The organism is Winogradskyella ludwigii, assembly GCF_013403985.1.
GTDB lineage: Bacteria > Bacteroidota > Bacteroidia > Flavobacteriales > Flavobacteriaceae > Winogradskyella > Winogradskyella ludwigii.
Window position 1 is genome coordinate 701,705 of the sequence record NZ_JABFDF010000001.1, and the last position, 18,134, is coordinate 719,838.

Consider the following 18,134-nt stretch of genomic DNA (forward strand, 5'->3'; position numbering starts at 1 on the left):
GTTTGCGTATTTTATGATGCGCACAGATACTGCTCAACTACTTATAATCTATACGACACTATTTGCTTTTGCCTACCAAATTATTAAAACTTCTGGATTTAATTTCAGCCTTTTAGTTATTTTTAGCATCCTTTTTAGGCTCTTATTTCTTTTTACAATTCCGAATTTATCCCAAGATTTTTACCGATTTATTTGGGATGGTCGCATGATCCTTGAGGGTTTTAATCCCTATTTACACACACCTAATTCCTTTATTCAAAATGGTAAATTTCCCGTAGCTGAGGCTCAAACTTTATATGATGGCATGGGAAGTTTAAGTGCATCACACTTTACCAATTATCCACCTATAAATCAGTTGTGCTTTGTTATAGCCAACCTGTTTCCTGGCAAAAGTATTTTAAGCTCAGTTATTGGTCTTAGGCTAATTATTATAGCTGCAGATATTGGAACATTGTACATTGGAAAAAAACTTTTAGAACGTTTAAGAATCCCTTCTAATAGAATTTTCTGGTACATTTTAAACCCGTTTATAATTATAGAATTAACCGGGAATCTTCATTTTGAAGGTGTCATGATTTTCTTCTTAATCTGGAGTTTATACCTATTACATTCGGGGAAATGGCAATGGGCTGCTGTGGTTTTAGCCTGCTCTATTTCTGTAAAGTTAATTCCGCTAATGTTATTGCCTTTATTCTTTACATGGTTTAAAACATCTAATAACACGAAAAATGTTACGAACGAAATAATATCATCTGTTTCTAATAACAAGATCGTCACAACACAAAATCTTCGTAATGACATCTTTAAATTAATAGCGTTTTATATAATTATAGGTTGCACCACTCTCCTACTCTTTCTTCCGTTCTTCTCTATGGAATTTGTTACCAATTACTCTAAAACAGTTGGACTTTGGTTTGGTAATTTTGAGTTTAATGCTAGTATCTATTATCTCGCTAGGGAAATTGGCTACGCCATTACAGGTTACAACGAAATAGGGATTATAGGAAAAATTCTACCTATAATTACGGTACTTATAATTCTTGGATTTTCTTTTCTAAAAAAGCAAAATAACCTACCCAAATTAATAACGTCAATGTTATTAGTATTAACATGTTATTTGTTTTTAAGCACAACAGTTCATCCTTGGTATGTTGCAACCTTGGTGCTTTTAAGTGTATTTACTAATTATAAATTTCCATTAGTATGGTCTTTAGTAATTGTATTGAGCTATCTCGCATATTCCAATACTGACGCTTCTGAAAACCTTTGGATTATTGCTGTAGAATATGCCATTGTGTTTTCTTTATTTATTTGGGAAGTTTTTATAAAAAAAAGACCTCACAGTTTATATTCTGAAACGCGTTCAGTGTAACAAACTGTGAGGTCGGATTTTAAAGATTATCTAATCTATGTATTTATAACGATCTAATCTTAATTATTTTATAAGATTCATACGTTTCTACTGTTCCATTATCATCTATTTCATCGTATTCAGTGATTTCATAGGTGATCTCAAAACGTTTTCCTATTGGCTCTTTAGACTTTAAATTTACCGTTTTTAAAACGACTTCAGTAATTTCAGAGAAATATACGATGGCTTCACTGTCTTCGTCAGATTCATCCTCTCTAACTAAAAAGGAATATCCATCCTCTGAGTCGTAACCATCAAAAATTGCTTTGATTGTTATCGTTTCTTTATCTTGAGTAATCTTATTTGAAATTGCATTCGCGCTTAAAACCATTACCATAAGCACAAATACTGTAATTTTCTTTGTATTCATTGCATTAAAATTTTATACTGAAATAAATTCAGCACATATTAAATTTAGTTTGTGGTTTTGGGATTTTGCCACCTCAAGCCCAAATGCTTTTAGACTACAACCTCAAGGTTATAATTACTGTGGATGCTTTTTAAAATTTGTTTCCTTTATATAAATTTATTCAAAATCTTCATCCTCAGCTCCAGGTTCTAGTTCTGGATCTTGCACTGCAGTTGGATCATCTTCTTCAAAGTCTTCGTAATCGTCTTCGTCGTAATTTTCCATGGTCTGCTCTAGCTTGGTACTCACTTTTACCAAGTACTTGGTATCTTCAGTAGTGACTTCTACAGCTTCAACAGTTTCATTTTTTGCATTTTTAAATGAGATAACGTTATCATCATCATATCCATCAGGATATTTCTCTACCAGAAGTGCTAAAATTTCTGGTGTCAATTTTTTAAAATCAACTATAACTCGTTTTAAATGTGCGTCTTTTGGTTTCATTCTTAATATTATTTCTGAGGCTAATTTTTTTTTAAATATAATACTTATTTGTTTACTCGAATAACATCATAAACATCTTTTCTTCGATCTTTTAAATTTTTAACAGCTCCGAAAGAATGCAATTCTCTTAAAAGACTCAAATCTACATCTGCAACTAATATCATTTCTGTATTAGTAGTCGCTTCCGCTTTGATTCCATTACTTGGAAATGAAAAATCGCAAGGCGTAAACACGGCAGATTGCGCATATTGAATATCCATATTATTGACATTAGGCAAGTTACCAACACTACCAGCAATAGCCACATAACATTCATTTTCTATAGCTCTAGCTTGCGCGCACAAACGCACTCTAGAATAGCCATTTTGCGTGTCTGTTAAAAATGGTATGAATAATATATCCATGCCTTCATCTGCTAATAATCTTGAGAGTTCTGGAAACTCAGAATCATAACAAATTAAGATGCCTATTTTACCTGCATCAGTTTCAAAAGTTTGCAATTTATGTCCTCTTTGCATTCCCCAAACTTTAGCTTCATCTGGTGTCACATGGATTTTCTCATAACGCTCTAAACTTCCATCTCTACGGCATAAATAGCCAACATTATACAATTTATTATCAATAACTTCTGGCATACTTCCTGTAATAATATTGATATTATAGGAAATTGATAATTGTTGCATTTTCTCAACAATAACAGCAGTGTACTTGGCCAATTCTCTAATCGCATCTGGCTCGTACATGTGATTGTACTTTGCCATTAATGGTGCATTAAAAAACTCTGGAAATAATGCAAAATCAGATCTGTAGGCAGCAACACTATCTACAAAATATTCTACTTGCTGCATTAACTCGTCCAAACTATTGTAAGTACGCATTTGCCATTGTATAAGTCCTAATCTAACAACCGTTTTTATAGCAGATGCTCTCTTGCTTTTTTTGGTATAATATATATTATCCCACTCCATTAAAACAGCATATTCATCTGAAGCTGTATCACCTTCCAAATACCCCTTTAAAACTCGTACAGGATGAAAGTCATTAGAAATTTGAAAGTTTAAAACCGGATCATGAATTTCCTTGCGTTTTACTTTTTCAATATATTCTTTTGGAGTAAGATCTTTATGCTTGTGATAATTAGGCATTCTTCCACCGAAAATTATACCTTTTAAATTTAGAGTTTCGCAGATTTCTTTTCTGTAATCATACAAACGTCGACCTAAACGAAGACCTCTAAATTCCGGTTTAATAAACACATCGATACCATATAAAACGTCTCCATTGTTATCATGGTTATTAAATTTATCTCCTTTAATAATATCTGCATAAGTATGCTGGTCATCAATTTTATCGAAGTCAACAATAAGCGACAACGCACAACCTGCTAAAACTCCATCAATTTTTATAACCACTTGTCCCTTAGGAAAAATAGTTGTTAAGCGCTCTATGTGATCCTTTTTCCAAAAAGAATCTAATACGCCTCCATAAGATTCTAACGTTGCTGATTTTAACTCTTCAAAATCATCAACAGTTAAAAACTGTAATTCTATATTTTCAATTTTATGATCTTCCATTACATATCTAAAAGATAAGCAAAAATTAGTGGTGCTACAATAGTTGCATCACTTTCAATAATAAATTTTGGTGTATTAATATCTAATTTTCCCCAAGTTATTTTTTCGTTTGGTACAGCTCCAGAATACGACCCATAACTTGTTGTACTGTCACTAATTTGACAAAAATAGCTCCAGAATGGTGTCTCAGGACGTTCCATATCTTGGTATAACATTGGCACTACACAAATAGGAAAATCACCAGCGATACCTCCTCCAATTTGGAAGAAACCAATGCCGTTTTGCGAATTATCTGTGTACCAATCTGCTAAAAATGTCATGTATTCAATACCAGATTTCATTGTACTTGCTTTCAATTCTCCTTTAAGCACGTAGCTTGCAAAAATATTACCCATAGTACTGTCTTCCCAACCTGGACAAACAATAGGTAGGTTTTTCTCTGCAGCTGCATACATCCAAGAATCCTTAATATCTATTTCGTAGTGCTCTTCTAAAACACCAGATAATAATAACTTGTACATATATTCATGTGGTAAATAGCGTTCGCCTTTAGCTTCTGCATCTTTCCAAATTTTAACGATATGTTCTTGGATTCTTCTAAACGCTTCCTCTTCTGGAATACACGTATCTGTAACACGATTTAGTCCTTTTTCAAGTAAGTCCCATTCATCTTGAGGTGTTAAATCTCTATAATTTGGTACACGTTTGTAATGTGAGTGCGCAACCAAATTCATGATATCTTCCTCTAAATTTGCTCCTGTACAGGATACAATTTGCACTTTATCTTTACGAATCATTTCAGCAAAAATCTTACCTAATTCTGCAGTACTCATCGCACCAGCTAAAGACACTAACATTTTTGCACCAGAATTAAGTTGATCTTCGTACCCCTTGGCTGCATCAACTAAAGCTGCTGAATTAAAGTGTAAATAATACTTTTCTATAAATTTTGAAATTTCTCCTTTATTAGTAGTCATCTTCTGTGTTGAATTTAGATTTTTTATTTCCTTCGTTTTTTGAATCGCTTAAATTACTTTCAAAATTTTCTTCTATGTCTTGATCTTTAAATTTATAGCTTAACATTTTGTAATATAATTTAGCCGCTAAGAAATCTGAAGATTTTTCATTTTCATTTGGGCATAATTCTACAATATCAAAACCAACCACATTCTTTTCTTCAAAGACTTGCTTTAAGAAATCTAAAGTTTCATACCACAATAGTCCACCTGGTTCTGGTGTTCCTGTACTTGGCATAATTGAAGGATCAAAAGCATCTAAATCTATTGTAATAAATACATTATCTGTCATTTGATCAATGGCAGAATCCATCCAGCTATCATCTTCAGCCATTTCGTGAGCAAAATATGTTTTCTCCTCATCCATAACTGTTTTCTCAATGCTATCCATAGAGCGAATACCAACCTGAATTAAATTAGTAGTTTGGCTAGCTTCGTAAACAGCACAGGCATGATTACAATTAGAGCCTTCGTAGCTTTCACGTAAATCTGCGTGTGCATCAATTTGTAATACTGTGATATCATCAAACATTTCATTAAATGCTCTAATGGTGCCAATAGAAATGGAATGTTCACCACCAAAAACAGTTACAAACTTGTTCTTTTTAATATACTTTTTTGTTGCCTCATGCACAGCATCTACCATAGCTTCTGGTGAGCTATTTTCTGCTACAGGATCAGCTAAGTATACACCTTGTTTATAAACTTCTGTATCCGTTTCAATATCATAAAGCTCCATGTTTTCAGAAGCATTTAAAAAAGCATCAGGACCTTTATCAGCTCCTTTTTGCCATGTACTTGTACCATCGTAAGGCACAGGAATCAATACAATCTTAGCAGTTTCTAATTTTGCTAATTCTTCTGGAATACCAGCGTAAGTTTTTGTTTTCATTTTATATTATTTTCCGTTTGAAGGGAAGTTTATTTTATAATTTTGGTTGTCTCTGTGAGCGCAACAGTAAAGTTTATCATCTACTGATTAAGGTTTCAAATATGCTTAACCAAGCAGGATTTATTTTGATTTACGTCTTAAGAATCATAACCTAGAATACCGAGCAAATTTTCACTTTTTTGTTGCTCTGCAAATACTTTTGTGCTTAGGTTTCCTTCTGCATCTTTTTGAATTAAAATATGCTTTGGCGTTGGAATTAAACAGTGTTGTAAACCACCAAATCCTCCAATAGTTTCTTGGTATGCTCCTGTATTAAAAAAACCAATATACAAGTCTTTGTCCTTGTTATATTTTGGCAAATAGATAGCGTTTGTATGTTGCTCGCTGTTGTAATAATCGTCGCTATCGCAAGTTAAACCACCTAAAAGCACACGCTCATAACTATCTTGCCAACGGTTAATTGGCAACATAATAAAACGTTTGTTTATAGCCCAAGTATCTGGTAAGGTTGTAATGAATGATGAATTAATCATATTCCATTTTTCACGATCATTCTGTTGCTTTTGGTAAAGTATTTTATAAATCGCTCCGCCACTTTCACCTACAGTAAAACTGCCAAATTCAGTAAAAATATTTGGTACATCTACATCTTCTTCCTCACAAACTATTTTAATCTGGTTAACGATTTCATCTACCATATAAGCATAATCAAAATCGAAAGCCAAAGAGTTTTTAATAGGGAAACCACCTCCAATATTTAAACTATTTAATGATGGACAAATTTTCTTTAAGGATGTATAAACCTTAAGACATTTGTGCAATTCATTCCAGTAATACGCGTTATCTCTAATCCCTGTGTTTATAAAAAAGTGCAACATTTTAAGCTCGACTTTTTTATTATTTTGAATCTGAGATTTATAAAAAGGGACAATGTTTTTGTATCCAATACCTAAACGTGAGGTATAAAACTCGAATTTAGGTTCTTCTTCTGAAGCAATTCTAATACCTACTTGAAACTTTCCATTAATTTCTTCGGAGAGTAAATCTATTTCTTCATAATTATCGATGATAGGAATAGCATTTTTATGGCCATCGTTTATAAGGTCTGCAATATTGCTAATATATTTTTCACGTTTAAAACCATTACTCAATACATAGGTGTCGTTTGTGATTTTACCTTCTTTTTTAAGTGCACGCACAATATCAATATCAAAAGCTGAAGAGGTTTCAATATGAATATCATTAGTTAAAGCTTCATCTAAAACATGTTTGAAATGAGAACTTTTAGTGCAGTAACAATAGTTGTATTTACCTTTATAATCATGCTTTTTAAATGCATCAGCAAACCAAGTTTTAGCACGCTGTATGTTATTAGAAATTTGTGGTAAATACGTAAATTTTAATGGTGCTCCATGTTCTTCAACCAATTTCATAAGGTCTATATCATGGAAACGTAACGTTTTGTCCTCAAGTTTAAATTCATCTTGTGGAAAGTCAAAGGATTGATCGATAAGATCAATGTATTTATTGTTCATGTTGATTGTAAAAAATTCAAGTATAAAATAAAAAATATATGCGCAAACTATGTTAAGGTTACGTTATATCATACCTGAATCTGGCTTTGTGTAGTAGGTACAAAACCATAAATATGCTGACTAGCAGCAATCGCAGAAGCGGAAGTTAGCTCTAAAATTCGGTTACTTAACCTGTAAGCTGCTCTTGAATATGACTTCCTAATTTTCAAGAACCCGAACATATAAACATGTTTCAATTGTTCAGCTAAAATTGGTTTTATAATCTCATCGATTCATCCCAATTTCATTGCAAATGTATATTATTTTTTAATACGGAAAACTTTTTTTTATTTTTTTTGAAATTATTTTCATGAGACTGAAATACAATCACTTAAAACCCCTAAAAATAAACTAAAACAGCTTTTCAAACGACTCATAAACTGAAGTAAACACGGAAGAAAATCTAAATTCACATTAAAAAATGTCACCTTAATTAGAAACCTTAGACCAACCAAATCATTCTTGGAATGCTGTAAAACTAAATGACAAATGGTATTTGTGCGACCCAACTTGGGCTAGTGGCATTCCAGATCCAAAAACCAATAGGTTTACATTTCAATATAACGATGGTTTTATTTAAGCAATCCTGAACTCTTTGCCATGAATCATTTTCCTGAAGACGCAAAATGGTGGTTATTAGATAAAGCTATTCCATCTTTTGATAACTTTTTAGCTTCGCCAGTAATTTATGGAAACGCATATAACTATCTAAATCATCATGTTTCTCCACAAGCGATGCATCATGAAATTAAACCTTTTGAAACACTAATTTTGAATATAAAATTAAACCCACTGTCAAAATTGAATCTATTAGTTTTCAAATTGACAATGGGTATAATAATTGGAAAATAAAACCTTTAACGATTTCTATTAAAGAGCAGTCGTTAATTTTAGAACATCAATTTAAAACTCATGGCTTTTACGAAGTTCATCTTTTTATTAATGACCATTTAATTTCAACCTATACGGTTAAAGTCAAAAATTTATTTATTTAGTTCATAAGTGTCTATTCACCAGAAATAATTAAATTATTATTGGCATCTATCTCCACTTCAATAATATCGCATGGAAGAAGGCTTAATTGAATTTTACGCCCATAAAAATTATTATTATTTGCTACAATGATAATTTCAGTAATAGACGAGTCAAACCAATCCGTGTTAGAGCCTATGGATAAACTCTCTGAATATACTTCAGAATAATCTTCTCCATAAACGGCAACATCGAAAATTATAGTACCGTTATTAGTGATTTTAATCTGTGGATCATCATCTACACAGCTAAGAACTTGTTGTCTAAAGGTGCTTAATTCGTCCTGACTATCAGGTGAATCCGTTGTGCAATTTACTATAAGTAAAAGCACCAAAATGAGTGTAATTTTTTTCATAAGTAGGTTGTTTATATTCTATTTGGGGTGCCAATATAGAAAAAATAAACAACCATCCGATAAAATGACTTATTTATTCGATGAACGGTAAATTAATAAATTATTCGAATTACTATTTAACTCAAGCACTACATCATTTTCAAGGTATTTACCTCTAGTTCAGTAAGATGCTTCCAGTGACCACGAGGAATGTCTTTTTTAGTTAAATGACCAATTCCTACACAATCAATTTTTACAATATCGTAGTTTAAATCATCAAAAATAGTACGTAAAATAGTGTTACCTGTATTTTTAATTTTTATACCAACTTGGTTCTTAGATTCACCTTGAATGTAACTAATCTCTTCTACAGAAACTAGTTTTCCTTCGACCTTAAATCCTTCTTGGATCTTCTTTAAATCTTCGAATTTTAGGTTCTTGTCTAATTCAACTTGAAATAATCTAGCGACACCATTTTTAGAGTTGGTGAATTTCTGCATTATTTTATCGTCGTTAGTAAACAATAATAATCCTAAAGAATTACGACCTAAACGACCTATAGGTTTTATGTTAGAATTTGTAGCGTTTGCAACCAAATCCATAACAGTTCTTCCTTTACCTTCTGCAGTCGTTGTTGCAAATCCTTTTGGTTTATTTAATAACACATAAACAGGCGGTTCTGGCGCAATACGTTGGCCATCAAAACGTACTTCGTCTGTACGTTTTACTTTATAACCCATTTCGTTTATAACCTTTCCGTTTACAGAAACTAAACCAATAGCGATATTTTCATCAGCCTCGCGACGAGAACACATGCCACTATTAGCAACATATTTATTTAATCTTATTTCATCAGAGTTTGATGATTTTGAAGGCTGTGATGCCTTTTTAGCTGATTGCGGTTTCTTATTAAAAGGAGCATTTCCTTTAGTAAAACTTTTGGTTTTACTATTAGCATTTCCCTTTCCTGAAGTCTTTCCTTTTCCCTTGCTATCTTGTTGTTTGCTCATAACAGTAATTTTTTGCAAAGTTATAACAATAGTTTATATTAACTATTTAATTTCCACAGTAGTTTGTCGTTCTGTATTTACTATTAATTTAGTGACATCTGGTCTTGAATAATGACCAACAGGATCAAAGTTTTGTCGTTCTTCTAATACCCTATTAAAATCTATAGTTTGAATTATTAAGCCCTCTTTATGTAAAACAGGCTCTATAATCCATTCTCCATCAGGTCCTGCAATGCAACTTCCGCCATTTGCTAATATTTCAGGAGACGTTTTAAGAATTTCATTTAGATGCGGTGTGTGATCTGGAAAATCTGTTCTTGACATTAAGCTAGACACCGAAACCACATAAGATCGTGATTCTCTTGCTATAAAACGCGTGATATCTTTGGTGTTATGATCGCTTCCTGGCCAAACCGCAATATGTAAGTCTTCTCCTTGTCCGTATAAAGCTGTACGTGGTAATGGCATCCAATTTTCCCAACAGTTTAAACCACCTGCAGTAAATGCCTTTAATGAATGTACTTTTAAGCCGTTACCATCTCCTGGAGACCAGGTTAAACGCTCGTCATAAGTCGGTTGTAATTTTCTATGTACAGATTTTATAACTCCTTCTTCATTAATATAAACCAAAGAGGCATAAATACTGTGACCACCTCTATCTGTTGGTCGTTCCATAATACCTAAGTAAATGGCCAACTTATGTTCTTTTGCCAATTTACATACCAAATCCAATTCGCCTTTCTCAATACAAATTGAGTTGGTTACATAATGCGCATGCAATTCTTTATTGACTTTTTTATCCCATTCGGCTCCTCCTGTTAATGCTAACCAAAATGGATAACCTGGCAATAATGCTTCACCAAAAACAATAAGCTCACATTTTTCTTGAGCTGCTTCTAGTATAGAATTTTCAATTTTTTGTAACGTTGCTTTTTTATCTAACCAAACTGGAGCGATTTGAGCCATCGCAATTTTTAAAGTAGAATTCATTTAAATACGGTTTAATACAATTGAAACATCAATTAGTAATATAGAAAATACTCCTGCCACAATTATAAATTTTAACATGTTATGAAGTAAGAGGTAGTCATTCTTTTTATTTGACCTCCAAAGTATAAGTAGAAAAATGAGTAGTAAAATTACACTGACATAGAAAAAATAACACATATGTCCTATTTCAAAAAACAGAACTAAAACAACAGCCGCAATTATGGTTAATAATACCATGACAGAAAGCATTAGTTTAGAAGTCTTTTCACTGTAAACAACAGGTACAGTTCTGTAATTTAAGGCCAAATCTCCTTTTATATTTTCTAAATCTTTAGTAAGTTCTCGCATTACAATTAACAAAAACAAGAAAATAGCATGTGCAAAAATGACTAATTCAAAATTTTTGTAATAAATAAAGATGACAAAAAATGGAGTTACGGCTAATATTGCAGACACGATATTACCAATGATAGGTTGCTTTTTTAAGCGATGAGAATAAAACCAAATGCCAAAAATATAAATCGCAAAAAAGATTACAGCTTTAAATGAGACATAGCTTGCAAAGACAGCAGCTAAAAAATTAAGAACAAAATAAAAAGATAATTTTGTGTTTTGACTGACCAAACGATCTAACATCGTTTTTCTTGGCTTGTTAATTAAATCCTTTTCTGAATCGTAAAAATTATTAATAATATAACCTGATGCAATTGTTGCGGATGACGCTAAAACTAGCATTAAAAGGTTAATATCTAAAAGAACTGACTTAACAGGTTTATCATGAGCAAAAATATAAACAGACGCTAAATATTGTGCAATAACAACGATGAGGATATTATAGCCACGAACGACTGAAAACAGGCTGAAAAATTTTAGAAGAATAAGTTTCTGCCGTCTTGATAACATCATTTAATTAGCTGAAATAGTTTAACGACACTTTGATTTACTTAGTATGTGATCCTTAAAAAAATATTATTTTATTTAAGAAACACCTAATGCTACAAGCCTAATAATTTAGAAATTATAAACCACCTCTAGTTTATGTGCTTTTAAAGCTTCTTGAGCTTTATCAAAATTCTCAGTAAATCCAAGAATATAACCTCCACCACCAGAACCACAAAGTTTTAAGTAGTAATCGTTGGTTTCAATTCCATTTTTCCAAAGTTCATGAAATTGAGAAGGAATCATTGGTTTAAAATTATTTAAAACCACTTTAGACAACTGCTTTGTATTCTTAAAAAGAGATTTAATATCACCTTTTAAGAAGTCATCTACACAAGCATCTGTATGTTTTATAAATTGGTCTTTGAGCATACTACGGAAACCTTCGTTTTTCATGCTTTCCATAAAAATACTAACCATTGGTGCCGTTTCTCCAACAATACCGCTATCTAATAAAAACACAGCTCCTTTACCTTCTGTCTGTTGAGAAGGAATTCCTGTGGCTTCAATATTGTCTTTAGAGTTAATTAAAATAGGAAGACTTAAATAACTATTTAAAGGATCTAAACCAGAAGATTTACCATGAAAAAACGATTCCATTTCAGAAAAAACGGTTTTTAACGTCAGTAACTTTTCACGCGTTAAATTCTCTAAAACTGTAATTTTATTCGTTGCATATTTATCATAAATTGCTGCAACCAAAGCACCACTACTCCCAACTCCGTAACCTTGAGGAATTGAAGAATCAAAGTACATACCTTTATCTACATCTTTCTGTAAAGTATCAATATCAAAGACAACTAATTCTTTACTAAGATCTCTTAAATACGTAACGTAACGCACTAAGCTTTCGTTAGATTTAATAGCTTCTTGAGTAGGATTTTCATCTACTTTTAAAGCACCGTTGTAAAAATTATAAGGAATGGATAAGCCTTTTGAATCTTTGATAATTCCGTATTCACCGAATAACAAGATTTTAGAATAAAATAATGGTCCCTTCATACTTTAATAGCAGTTTCTTTAACAAATATACGTATTAAAATTATATTTGGTTCGCACCAAGACCAATTTGATCACAAATAAAGTGTCCGTTTTGGCAATAGCTAACCAATTCATTCTTAATAAATTCGAGAATAGTTTCTTTTTCACTCTCAGGATATAAAACATGAACATTTGCTCCTGCATCGAGTGTAAAACAAACTTTAGAATCTGTACGTTCTCTAAATGTCCAAATTTTATTGATAATTTCTAAGGTATTTGGTTTCATTAAAATAAAATATGGCATACTCGTCATCATCATAGCATGAAGTGTTAAGGCTTCACTTTCTACGATTTTTACAAACTCATTTAAATCACCTGAAGCTAAAATAGTTTTCAGCTTTGCTAAATTATCATGTGCTTGTACAAACCGTTCTTTTGCAAACGGATGACCAAACATTAGTTGGTGACCAACAGTACTACTCACTTGCTTTTCACCTTTATCTACTAATAAAATGGTGTCTTGATAATTGTTGAAGTTTGAATGTACTTCACCTTCAAATTTTACACCATATAGATCAGAACTTTCAGCAACACTTTTATTTTCTCCCCAAACAACCAATTCTCCTTCTATGCTTCGGCAAGCGCTTCCTGAACCTAATCTTGCTAGGAATGATGCTTTTTGGTTAAAGTAAGCTTTAGATTCTTCAACTTCCATCTTATTAATAGATAACTCTTGCTCAATACTCATTAAACATAAAGCAATAGCACTCATACCCGATGCAGAAGAAGCAATACCTGAACTGTGTGGAAATGTATTTGATGTTTCAATTTTGAAATGATAATCCTTTAAAAAAGGCATATAAATTTCAATACGCTCAAAAAAAGTTTGAACCTTTGGCTTAAACGCTTCGTTTTTTTCACCTTCAAAATAAATATCGAAACTAAAACCCTTGCCTTCCTTTTTAGAGTAACTAATCTCTGTAATGGTTTTACAGTTTGATAGTGTGAAACTAATAGAAGGATTTTCTGGGATTTGATCTTTCTTTTTTCCCCAATATTTAACTAATGCAATATTACTTGGTGAAGCCCATTTTACAGAGCCCTTTTCAATATTGGTATGGTAAGATTTAAGCGTAAAGTCTTGTGCTGTCATTGTCTATTAAATATCTGACAAAGATAATAGTTTTACCATGGTTTTATAGTTTCTAGCTGTTGCATTAACGTTCAACTTATTTTCGAAGACATTTAAATTAAATTTTGCTTTCCCATAACCTTTAGCACAAAACAAATAGATGCAATCATTTAGAATTTGATAGTAATCATCTGGATATGTTTTTTCTGAAGCTTCTTCAACCAACTTTTTACTTGGAATAGCATCAAGCATTATAAAATAACTTTGTACTTTTTTATCTTCTGAAAAAGGACAGTTATTAAAAATGGTTTTTAGTTCTTCTCGTGTACTAATTAATATAGGAATATTAAAACCAAAACTTTCTAAAATTATTTTTTGGATACTGTCTTCTAACTCTTTGGAATCTTTAGTTTTAGATTGAAAGATAACATTTCCGCTTTGGATATAGGTTTTTACATTCTCTAATCCTGATTTAGTTAATAAATCTCTAAGCGTTACCATGGGAACTTTCTTGTGTCCACCAACATTAATACCCCTTAATAATGCAATGTAAGTTATCATTTACAAGTCTTTATTATATTGAAACCTTATAGGCTTTTGGCTAAATTAGTAAAGTCAGCCGAACCCGTAAAATTTTAAAGAATTACAATCTTAACACCTTTATAATATTCTTGAAATAAAAACCAATCTTTTTACCCACTACACGCTTATTCATCAATGCTTGTAATTTCACAGAAGCTTTAAGTAAAACCGATTTGAAAGTAATAATTATAAACATCTAATATAGAGTTTATTGAATTTTAATTTGAAAATAAAAAGCCACATCGAAAAACCCCACGAAACGCAAATAACACCGACAAAATGTTGTCCACTTCATAAAAAATTGTAGTTTTACGGCCTTACTAACCTAACTTATGTATAGTTCCAAACCTAATGTTGTTATTATCTTATTTGCCCTATTTTCTTTTATAGGACAAACTTTAAAAGCTCAGGACGACATTATACCTAGTATTTTTGATAAGGCTTGTACTTTTGATAGTTACCGCTTAGATATACTAGTTAAAAATGACAGCCTTTACAAAGCAACAGTTCTTCTTAATGAAGCGATTAGTTTTTCTAAAAAATACAATCTAAAAGCTACAGAAGCCAAATCCTATAATGCCATGGGGCTTGTTTTGTCTAAGATGTATAATTTTAAGAAAGCGGCTAGCTACCAAGAACAAGCCTTAAAAATTTACGATTCACTTATCGATGACAAAGGACGAGATCTTGCTCTTCATGGATTAGTCAGAACCTACACGTTAGAAAAAAACAATACAAAATTTGATAGTATTTACCCTATCGCTCAACAACTATCTAAGACATTAAATAGTGAGGTTTATTTTCTTAACCTCAATCACAAATTAAAAAAAGACTATTATAGCCTTGATAATGCAAGTTTATTAGCCGTATCTAACTTAGCTTTAAACCTTTTAAAAACCACTGATTTTGAAAATTTAAATTACTCTAAAAGTTATAAAACAAAACATCTAAAGGCATATTTATTTCAATCTTACAGCTATTACAATGGTATTGCTAACGCCAAATTAGATCTTAACAACCCTAGTAATTACGATGTCATCTTTTCTATTAATGAAAATGATTTAGAAGCTTCATTAAAGACAGATATAAATTCTATTAGAAAGATAGCGACACTAAACTATTACAAATACCTTTACTACACTCGTGCCAATAAAAATTTAGATTCTGCAAATAAATATATTTTAAAATCCGATTCTTATAAATATGACGCACTTGCAAGTATCGATGAGAAAAACATAAGAAATGGAGATTTAATTTATAAAATAGTTAATGCAGAGCAAAAGCTAAACTTAGCTAATGAAAAACGTGTAAAGGATTTAAAAACTGCTAAAACATTCATAGTAACTACAGCTATAATGAGCATCTTGTTAATTATTACACTAACAATTTTCTTTTTTTATTTTAAAGCTAAAAAGAACATGATACGTATGAATAAAGCCTTAAAAGGCTCTAATTCTAGACTTTTAGAAATTGATAAAGATCGGTTAGAATTTTTCTCAATTTTAAGTCATGAGTTACGTACACCAATTTATGGCATTAGTGGTTTAGCAACACTTATAGATCAAGAAAAAGATGGTTCTAAGCGACAATCTTATTTAGATTCTTTAATATCATCAAGTAATTACTTATCTATTTTAATTGATAATATTCTACAAGCCAATCGCTTAAAATTTGAAAAGAAAAACCTTCGTGAAAAGCCCGATAAAATTCGAAAAATAGTTAATCATGTAATGAGTACTGTGGCAATTGCGGCGAAAAACAAAGGTTTAGATCTTGAAGTTCATATAGACTCCTCTGATGAAGAAGAACACATATTAGTAGATAAAGTCGCGTTTAGCCAAATATTAATCAATTTAGCCTACAATGCTATTCGATATACAAAAGAAGGACATGTGGCTATCAATGTTTTTGAAAAGGCTAGAAACGAGACTGATATTACTTTACGTTTTGAAGTTAAAGATACAGGAATAGGCATTAAAGAAGAACATAGACATGTTGTTTTTAGTGCTTTTGAAAACAAAACATTTTTAAATAAAAATAGTAGCGGATCTGGTTTAGGCTTATATATCGTGAAGACTTTATTAAAAAGTCATGATTCAGACATCGATTTTGTTTCTACACCTAATGAAGGCACATGTTTTTTCTTTGAAATCACATTTAAGTTTGCAGATACCATAAATAATAAAAACGCAATATCCTTTTTACCAAAAAGAGACATGCGTATTTTAATTGTTGATGATAACAAAATAAACCTTTTAATCACTCAAAAAAATATTGAAAAAATAAAAGGTTACAGCTGTAAAACATGTTCTGACGGTAAAGAAGCTATTTCTTTAGTAAAAGCAAAAGACTATGATTTGGTTTTAACCGACATTAATATGCCTGATATGGATGGTTACGAAGTTGCAAAACACATAAGAATGTTTAATTCTGGAATTCCTATATTAGCCCTTACTGCTTTAAATTCTAACGAAATCTCAGTTAAAGCCGAAGCTGCAGGTATAGATCATATTATTACCAAACCTTATATTTTTGATGATTTTAAGGCTACAATAATATCGTATAGTGGCAACAACTCAAATTATTGTAGAATCATGGATCCGGAAGCAATATAAGCACTCGTCCAAGCATTCTGAAAATTAAAACCACCTGTAACCGCATCTACATTAATTACTTCTCCTGCAAAATAAAGATTAGGAATACGCTTACTTTCAAACGTTTTAAAATTTACTTCTTTTAAATCTACTCCTCCAGCGGTAACAAATTCTTCTTTAAATGTACTTTTACCTGTAACTTGAAAAATTGCACTAGTTAATTGGTTAGCCAATGCCTCTAACTCTATTTTATTTAAGTCTGCCCATCGTTTTGTCTCTTCAATATTTGAAGCTAGAACCAACTGTTTCCATAACCGTTTTGGCAGATCGAATTGTGTTAAGTTAATTACCGTTTTCCTTGCAAATTCTTGCTTAAAACTCTTTAGTTCATCTAAGCATGATTCAAATTCTTGTTGGATAAAATTAATTTTAATTTCAAAGTTATAATTCAATTTTGCTAATTCTACAGCACCAAATGCAGATAGCTTTAAAATGGCTGGTGCACTCATACCTACGTGTGTAATTAACAGTGGACCTTGAGATTCTAAATCGGTTCCAACAACACTAATATCTACATGTTTTGCAACAACACCAGGAATATCTTTAATTCGTTTGTCCTTAATATCAAAAGTAAAAAGTGATGGCACAGGATTAATGATGGTATGCCCTAAATCTTCCAGTAATTTCCAGACTTTAGGATTACTTCCTGTAGCAACCATTAATTTTTTAGATTCAAAATTACCTTGGGAGGTTTCAATATTAAAACCATTTTCTAAGGCTTTAATCGTCTTCACGGAATGATTATAAAGCACCTCAACATTATGCTTATTAGCTTCATCTAGAAAACAATCTATTATAGTTTGAGACGAATTTGATAGTGGAAACATTCTACCATCCTCTTCAATTTTTAACTCTACACCACGCTCTTCAAACCACGCAATAGTATCTCCTGTCATAAAACTATGAAATGGACCAAGTAATTCTTTTTCGCCTCTTGGATAGTTTAAAACCAATTCTGAGGGTATAAACTCTGCATGTGTAACATTACATCGTCCGCCTCCAGAAATTTTCACTTTTTGTAATCCTTCTTTACCACGCTCTAATATAGCAACAGATAATTCTGGATGTTTTTCGGCAATATTAATAGCAGCAAAAAAACCTGCTGCTCCACCACCAATGATTATAATATCTTTTGTCTGAGACATGAAATGTATTTAAGA

General features: G+C 31.6%; 17 protein-coding genes. 3 read left to right on the plus strand and 14 right to left on the minus strand.

Annotated elements, in window-relative coordinates; all coding sequences use genetic code 11:
- Positions 1–13 precede the first annotated feature (13 nt).
- A complete protein-coding gene (locus HM981_RS02920; RefSeq protein WP_246286093.1) occupies positions 14–1,372 on the plus strand; it encodes a mannosyltransferase in 1,359 nt (452 codons plus the stop codon).
- A gap of 43 nt (positions 1,373–1,415) precedes the next feature.
- Here the strand turns inward: HM981_RS02920 and HM981_RS02925 are convergent, their stop codons facing one another.
- The 6 genes from HM981_RS02925 to HM981_RS02950 form a co-directional block, all read right to left on the minus strand.
- Positions 1,416–1,781, minus strand: coding sequence for a hypothetical protein (locus tag HM981_RS02925; RefSeq protein ID WP_179337082.1), 366 nt, complete (start codon positions 1,779–1,781; stop codon positions 1,416–1,418).
- 156 nt (positions 1,782–1,937) lie between these two features.
- Positions 1,938–2,264, minus strand: coding sequence for a hypothetical protein (locus HM981_RS02930; protein WP_179337083.1), 327 nt, complete (start codon positions 2,262–2,264; stop codon positions 1,938–1,940).
- Positions 2,265–2,308: 44 nt separating this feature from the next.
- Positions 2,309–3,838 carry a carbon-nitrogen hydrolase family protein gene (locus HM981_RS02935; RefSeq protein ID WP_179337084.1) on the minus strand — a complete coding sequence of 510 codons (1,530 nt, stop codon included), beginning with the start codon at positions 3,836–3,838 and terminating at the stop codon, positions 2,309–2,311.
- The gene (locus HM981_RS02940; protein ID WP_179337085.1) at positions 3,838–4,815 is read right to left on the minus strand and encodes a deoxyhypusine synthase family protein; all 978 of its coding nucleotides are present in this window, start codon (positions 4,813–4,815) and stop codon (positions 3,838–3,840) included. Before HM981_RS02940 ends, HM981_RS02935 begins: the two co-directional genes overlap by 1 nt.
- The gene (gene speB / locus HM981_RS02945) at positions 4,805–5,746 is read right to left on the minus strand and encodes an agmatinase (protein WP_179337086.1); all 942 of its coding nucleotides are present in this window, start codon (positions 5,744–5,746) and stop codon (positions 4,805–4,807) included. Before speB ends, HM981_RS02940 begins: the two co-directional genes overlap by 11 nt.
- A gap of 137 nt (positions 5,747–5,883) precedes the next feature.
- Positions 5,884–7,281, minus strand: a complete 1,398-nt coding sequence (locus tag HM981_RS02950) for a type III PLP-dependent enzyme domain-containing protein (protein ID WP_179337087.1) — start codon at positions 7,279–7,281, stop codon at positions 5,884–5,886.
- Between the two features lie 639 nt (positions 7,282–7,920).
- On the opposite strand from HM981_RS02950, the gene HM981_RS02955 reads away from it, so the two are divergent.
- A complete protein-coding gene (locus HM981_RS02955; RefSeq protein ID WP_179337088.1) occupies positions 7,921–8,172 on the plus strand; it encodes a hypothetical protein in 252 nt (83 codons plus the stop codon).
- Positions 8,173–8,326: 154 nt separating this feature from the next.
- Here the strand turns inward: HM981_RS02955 and HM981_RS02960 are convergent, their stop codons facing one another.
- From HM981_RS02960 to HM981_RS02990, 7 genes are all read right to left on the minus strand, one after another.
- On the minus strand, positions 8,327–8,707 hold the full coding sequence (locus HM981_RS02960; protein WP_179337089.1) for a hypothetical protein: 381 nt from the start codon (positions 8,705–8,707) through the stop codon (positions 8,327–8,329).
- Positions 8,708–8,835: 128 nt separating this feature from the next.
- Complete coding sequence (locus HM981_RS02965; RefSeq protein ID WP_179337090.1) at positions 8,836–9,696, minus strand: pseudouridine synthase; 861 nt, start codon at positions 9,694–9,696, stop codon at positions 8,836–8,838.
- 42 nt (positions 9,697–9,738) lie between these two features.
- Entirely contained in the window at positions 9,739–10,686 is a 948-nt protein-coding gene (locus tag HM981_RS02970; RefSeq protein WP_179337091.1) for a carbon-nitrogen hydrolase family protein, read from the minus strand.
- Positions 10,687–11,589 (minus strand): geranylgeranylglycerol-phosphate geranylgeranyltransferase, encoded by a 903-nt coding sequence (locus HM981_RS02975; RefSeq protein ID WP_179337670.1) that lies wholly within the window; start codon positions 11,587–11,589, stop codon positions 10,687–10,689.
- A gap of 108 nt (positions 11,590–11,697) precedes the next feature.
- Complete coding sequence (locus tag HM981_RS02980; protein WP_179337092.1) at positions 11,698–12,627, minus strand: mevalonate kinase family protein; 930 nt, start codon at positions 12,625–12,627, stop codon at positions 11,698–11,700.
- Between the two features lie 40 nt (positions 12,628–12,667).
- Positions 12,668–13,759, minus strand: a complete 1,092-nt coding sequence (locus HM981_RS02985; protein ID WP_179337093.1) for a diphosphomevalonate/mevalonate 3,5-bisphosphate decarboxylase family protein — start codon at positions 13,757–13,759, stop codon at positions 12,668–12,670.
- A 6-nt stretch (positions 13,760–13,765) separates the two neighbouring features.
- Positions 13,766–14,299, minus strand: coding sequence for a DUF1697 domain-containing protein (locus tag HM981_RS02990; protein WP_179337094.1), 534 nt, complete (start codon positions 14,297–14,299; stop codon positions 13,766–13,768).
- A gap of 353 nt (positions 14,300–14,652) precedes the next feature.
- Between HM981_RS02990 and HM981_RS02995 the strand changes: the two genes are divergently transcribed.
- Complete coding sequence (locus HM981_RS02995; protein ID WP_179337095.1) at positions 14,653–16,935, plus strand: response regulator; 2,283 nt, start codon at positions 14,653–14,655, stop codon at positions 16,933–16,935.
- On the opposite strand, the gene HM981_RS03000 is transcribed toward HM981_RS02995, so the two are convergent.
- Positions 16,902–18,119, minus strand: a complete 1,218-nt coding sequence (locus tag HM981_RS03000; RefSeq protein ID WP_179337096.1) for a BaiN/RdsA family NAD(P)/FAD-dependent oxidoreductase — start codon at positions 18,117–18,119, stop codon at positions 16,902–16,904. The two genes, HM981_RS02995 and HM981_RS03000, sit on opposite strands and share 34 nt — an antisense overlap.
- Positions 18,120–18,134 lie beyond the last annotated feature (15 nt).